This is a genomic window from Bradyrhizobium sp. (assembly GCF_004799405.1).
Lineage (GTDB): Bacteria > Pseudomonadota > Alphaproteobacteria > Rhizobiales > Xanthobacteraceae > Bradyrhizobium.
The window spans coordinates 1-4,107 of the sequence record NZ_SSMW01000155.1; the positions used below are offsets into that span (position 1 = coordinate 1).

The 4,107-nt window shown below is 59.2% G+C and carries 3 protein-coding genes; all 3 read right to left on the reverse strand.

What is annotated here, in order from left to right:
* Nucleotides 1-250: 250 nt before the first annotated feature.
* The 3 genes from E7813_RS25045 to E7813_RS25055 all read right to left on the reverse strand — a co-directional run bounded on the left by E7813_RS25045 (nucleotide 251) and on the right by E7813_RS25055 (nucleotide 3,718).
* Nucleotides 251-1,000 carry a metallophosphoesterase family protein gene (locus E7813_RS25045; RefSeq protein WP_291577976.1) on the reverse strand — a complete coding sequence of 250 codons (750 nt, stop codon included), beginning with the start codon at nucleotides 998-1,000 and terminating at the stop codon, nucleotides 251-253.
* A 124-nt stretch (nucleotides 1,001-1,124) separates the two neighbouring features.
* The gene (locus tag E7813_RS25050; RefSeq protein WP_291577977.1) at nucleotides 1,125-1,625 is read right to left on the reverse strand and encodes a peptidoglycan-binding domain-containing protein; all 501 of its coding nucleotides are present in this window, start codon (nucleotides 1,623-1,625) and stop codon (nucleotides 1,125-1,127) included.
* Between the two features lie 356 nt (nucleotides 1,626-1,981).
* The gene (locus E7813_RS25055; protein WP_291577978.1) at nucleotides 1,982-3,718 is read right to left on the reverse strand and encodes a methyl-accepting chemotaxis protein; all 1,737 of its coding nucleotides are present in this window, start codon (nucleotides 3,716-3,718) and stop codon (nucleotides 1,982-1,984) included.
* Between the last annotated feature and the right edge of the window lie 389 nt (nucleotides 3,719-4,107).

Genomic DNA, 4,107 nt, shown 5'->3' on the forward strand with positions numbered 1-4,107 from the left:
GTCCTCTCCGCCGCAGTAAACCCTCTATGAAATCTCCGTTCCATCCCACACTCCATCCTTTCCCTCTAAGATAAAGTGTTGCGTCAACCGGTTGAGACCACCCTCCGAAAGCGGACATTGAGCGACGCAGTCGGAATGTCCGCTAAGTGCCAGGAACAGACATCAGCCGATTTCATTTGATCACCCGCCGGCGCGGGCGAGGAGTAACGGCGGCACCGTGAGGCCTAGTCGCCGTCTTGAGGTTGATGAATCATCTCACGCCGCGAACTCGCGCATAGCCGGTAGCGAGGAAATGCGCCCAGGCGGGATTCTGGTTTTCTTCCGCGCGCCGGGCGGCGGCGAGATGGTCGTACGGGATGGCGATGTGCTCGAAACTTGACTGTCCTTTGTCGAACTGGAGCAGCGCGTAGCGGGCCATGGGGCTGCCGGACTCCGAGACATGCGCGGGCGGCGTAGGGTCCTCGTAGGCCGGCAATCCGACGCTGCCCGGATTGATGACCATCTTGTCGCCGGCAGCCGCCGCTCCCGGAATATGGCTATGCGCACAAAGCACGAAGCGAGAGGTGACGGCGCGGACGCGCTCGGTCACTTGCGTGCGCCGTGCCGGCACTAGACGGTCGCCCTCAACGTTCTCCAGCAGATAGGCAGTGTCGTCGTCCGGGCGGCCGTGACAAGCAAAGATTCCGTCGCCGAGATCACGTGTCGGCGGCAAGGCTCGCAGCCATGCGAGCTGCACCGAATCAAGCGCCCGAAAGGCGAATGAATCCGATGGATAGTGCTTTTCCGCCGGCCAATCGGTCACCCAGCGGTCATGGTTGCCGCGAATGGTCGGCCAGTTGAAGCGCATCAGCAGTTCGGCGGTCTCGCGCGGCCACAGCGGACCAGACACGCAGTCGCCAAGATTGACAATCTGGTCCACATTTCGATGCTCGAGATTGGCAAGAACCGCTTCGAGCGCAAGGACGTTGCCGTGGATGTCAGCCAGGATCGCAATACGCATGGCGGCATCATATCACGGTCCCCGTCGCACGCTATAACTTCCCACCGCATGCGCGTGCAGCCGCCGGCCGAGAAGCGCTGCGACTGATTTTCATGATGGTTCACGCACCGTACAGTTTGTCGTGTCACCTGCGTCCGAACAGTCCGCCCACCACGCCGCCAATCAGTCCACCTGGACCGCCACCACTGTGGTGATGGTGAGCACCACCCCCGCCGCGACGATCGGCCGGACGGTCGTCATCGGATTTGTCGCTGCTGCTGAGGCTGGCGTGCGCCGCCGAGATAGACTCGGTCAGTAGCGCTTGATGCTGCAGCGTGTTGAGGAAGCCAGTCTTGGGATAACCACGTGCCCCCTGCCAGCGCGTGATGACGGCCCGAGTCGACTCGTCGAACCGTCCGTTGACCTTGGTGTCGAAGCCGAGACGGGTCAGCCTGCGCTGTACGTCGCGACGCTTTCTCTTGTCGAGGCCGATCTGATCTTCGGTTTCCTGAGTTGCTTGGTCGGCAAAGGTTGCAGGATCGAGGGATGCCGACAGGTCGCGGGGCGTCGTGCTCGGACCGGCTTTGGCAGCATCTGCACCGACGAGAATTCCCAGGACTGATAATGCGAGGATCAAGACACGCATGGCCTATTCTCCTCAGATCTTAAAAGTCTCTCAATGATTTTGCTCCGAAACCTATGTCGGTTCAAAGACACCGCCGTGAAACTCGAACTTCCGGCGGCGTCCAAATCAAAGATCAACTCCGGCTTCGTCGCTGGGCAACTGTTATCCGGATCACTTGTTCCTTAGCGCACGTCGATTGTTTCACTGCATTGCACTGAGACTGCCCAACGAAAGAAATGGCACGGGGAGGACAGTCTGCGCGCCCGACGTCCGCTTCGGGTCAAACGCGCCGTTTTGGCCCTCTGGCGACCACTTCCGGTCTACCCCCGATGAACGGGACATCGTCAGACCGCCCCGGCATGTCCGAAAAGTGCCAATTACGCCGCGCGAACGCTATCCAAGAACTTCTCGACCTCGTCCCTGAGGTGAGTGCTCACATCTGAGAGTTCTTGTGCCGATTTCAACATTAAACCCGATGTCGCCCCCGTTTCACGGGCATTTTTTGCAACGTGCTCGACGTTATCAGCGACATCGAGGGTACCGCTGGCGGCAGCCTGGACACCTTTTGCAATGCTTTGGGTAGCAGTGCCCTGCTGCTCGACAGCGGAGGAAATCGATGTGGTGATCCCGCTGATGCGTTCGATCGTCAACCCAATCGCCTTGATCGCGCCGACGGATTCCCCGGTGGCGCGCTGCATGTTGACAATGTGTGTGCTGATCTCGTCGGTGGCCTTTGCAGTCTGGCCTGCCAGATTCTTGACCTCTTGCGCTACTACGGCAAATCCACGGCCCGCATCGCCAGCCCGAGCGGCCTCGATGGTCGCGTTAAGCGCGAGCAGATTGGTTTGTTCCGCAATCGATGTGATCAGCTTTACAACGTGGCCGATCCGATCCCCCGCCGCCGACAACTCCCTCATCCGCTCGTCGGTGGCATCGGCTTGATTGACCGCATCAGCGGTAACGCCGTTCGACTCCTGAACCCGGCGGCTTATCTCTACGATCGACTGGGATAGCTCAGTCGAGGCGGCCGCTGCGCTGCGGACATGCTCAGAGGCCAGTCTAGAGGCAGCGGCGGATTCACCCGACATCTTCGCCGTTGCACTGGCGGTCAGGGAAAGCCGCTGTGCATCCTTTTCAAATTGCCCCGAAGAATCCAGTACCCGCTCAATGATCCCGCCGATCTTGGCGCGGAAATCCTCGACAAATTGATTCAGCTCCGACTTGCGCCGATCAATCGCAAGCTTTTCATTACTAATGCGTTCAGCCTCAAGCCGGCGGCGCTCGATGCCATTGTTTTTGAAAACGCCGACGGTCCGGGCAATTGCGCCGATTTCGTCATGCCGCTCGGTGTGCTTAACTTCGACGTCCGCCCTTCTCTCGGCGAGAGCGGTCAGTGTGTCCGTCACAGCCTTCAGCGGCTTGGTGACGCGGCGAACAATCAGCATCGTCATCCCGAGCACCAGCAGAGCGGCGATGGCCGCGGCAATGGTCATTGCCCAGAGAGCTTGCCACAGCATGCCGTCGAGCTCAGCTGTGGGAATACCAACATAAACGATGCCGATCACTTTGCCGGCGGCACCGAAGACTGGCTGATAAGCCGTGTAGAAATGACGCCCGAACAGTATCGCCGGGCCTTTGTAGGCTTCGCCGCGGCGAAGTACGGCTTGGGCAGGATGATCAGCCGCGAGTTGCGTGCCAACCGCCCGGTCGCCATTTTCTTTTTTCACATTCGTCGTTCGGCGAACAAACTGCTGTGACGCACCGTCGTAAACGAATAGCGTGGCCGTGCCACCGACGTATGAGGTTGCCCGATCCACAATGCCGTGATCGCTGAATTCCGGCATCTGCGGAATTTCAATACGCTCAACGACGCCATCTCGAATTGCGATTTTCGCGCTAGGGAAGGTTTCGCCGAATGCGAGACTGAGAGTGCGGAGATTAACGTCGATATCGCGCTTCGCGCGACTGTCGAAGTCGCGCGTCAATGACCAATAGCCCGCGCCCACCACGAGCACGGTGGTCACGGCTATCAGGAGAGCCGCACTCAGGACGGTCTTCGGGCCGAGATTAAGGCGCAAGAAAGCGAAGCTTCTGAGCTTGACTCCGAGGGCCATGGTGGCTCTCCTAAACATCTGCTTCAATTGCAAAGGTTTACTTTTGGTGATTTCCTTTACCATCCCGTTAATGATGGGTTGGCTTGTACCGCAAATCGCATTTTTCGATTTGTAAAAAGGCGCGCGCAATTGACCACAGACCAGCTGGAGCACGGACCTCACGCTGCGCGAGAGACCCTAGTTCGTGACCACGGGCGATCCAGCGCGACTTCCGCTTCGGGTCCAAGAACAGTCGTGACGCCCTTGAAATGGGATGTCTGTATTGCACCCCCGAGAACATCCATCAGCCGAGCGTTTGCCCGTCGGCGGTGGCGATCAGGCCTCGGGGCACCAGCAAGAGGGTTGGCAGGATCAGGGCATAGACAATCGTGATCGCGAGGACGCAAACG

Excerpts from the sequence above, each read along its gene's own strand:
- E7813_RS25045 (WP_291577976.1), bottom strand. The coding sequence starts at position 1,000 with ATGCGTATTGCGATCCTGGCTGACATCCACGGCAACGTCCTTGCGCTC.
- E7813_RS25050 (WP_291577977.1), bottom strand. The coding sequence starts at position 1,625 with ATGCGTGTCTTGATCCTCGCATTATCAGTCCTGGGAATTCTCGTCGGT.
- E7813_RS25055 (WP_291577978.1), bottom strand. The coding sequence starts at position 3,718 with ATGGCCCTCGGAGTCAAGCTCAGAAGCTTCGCTTTCTTGCGCCTTAAT.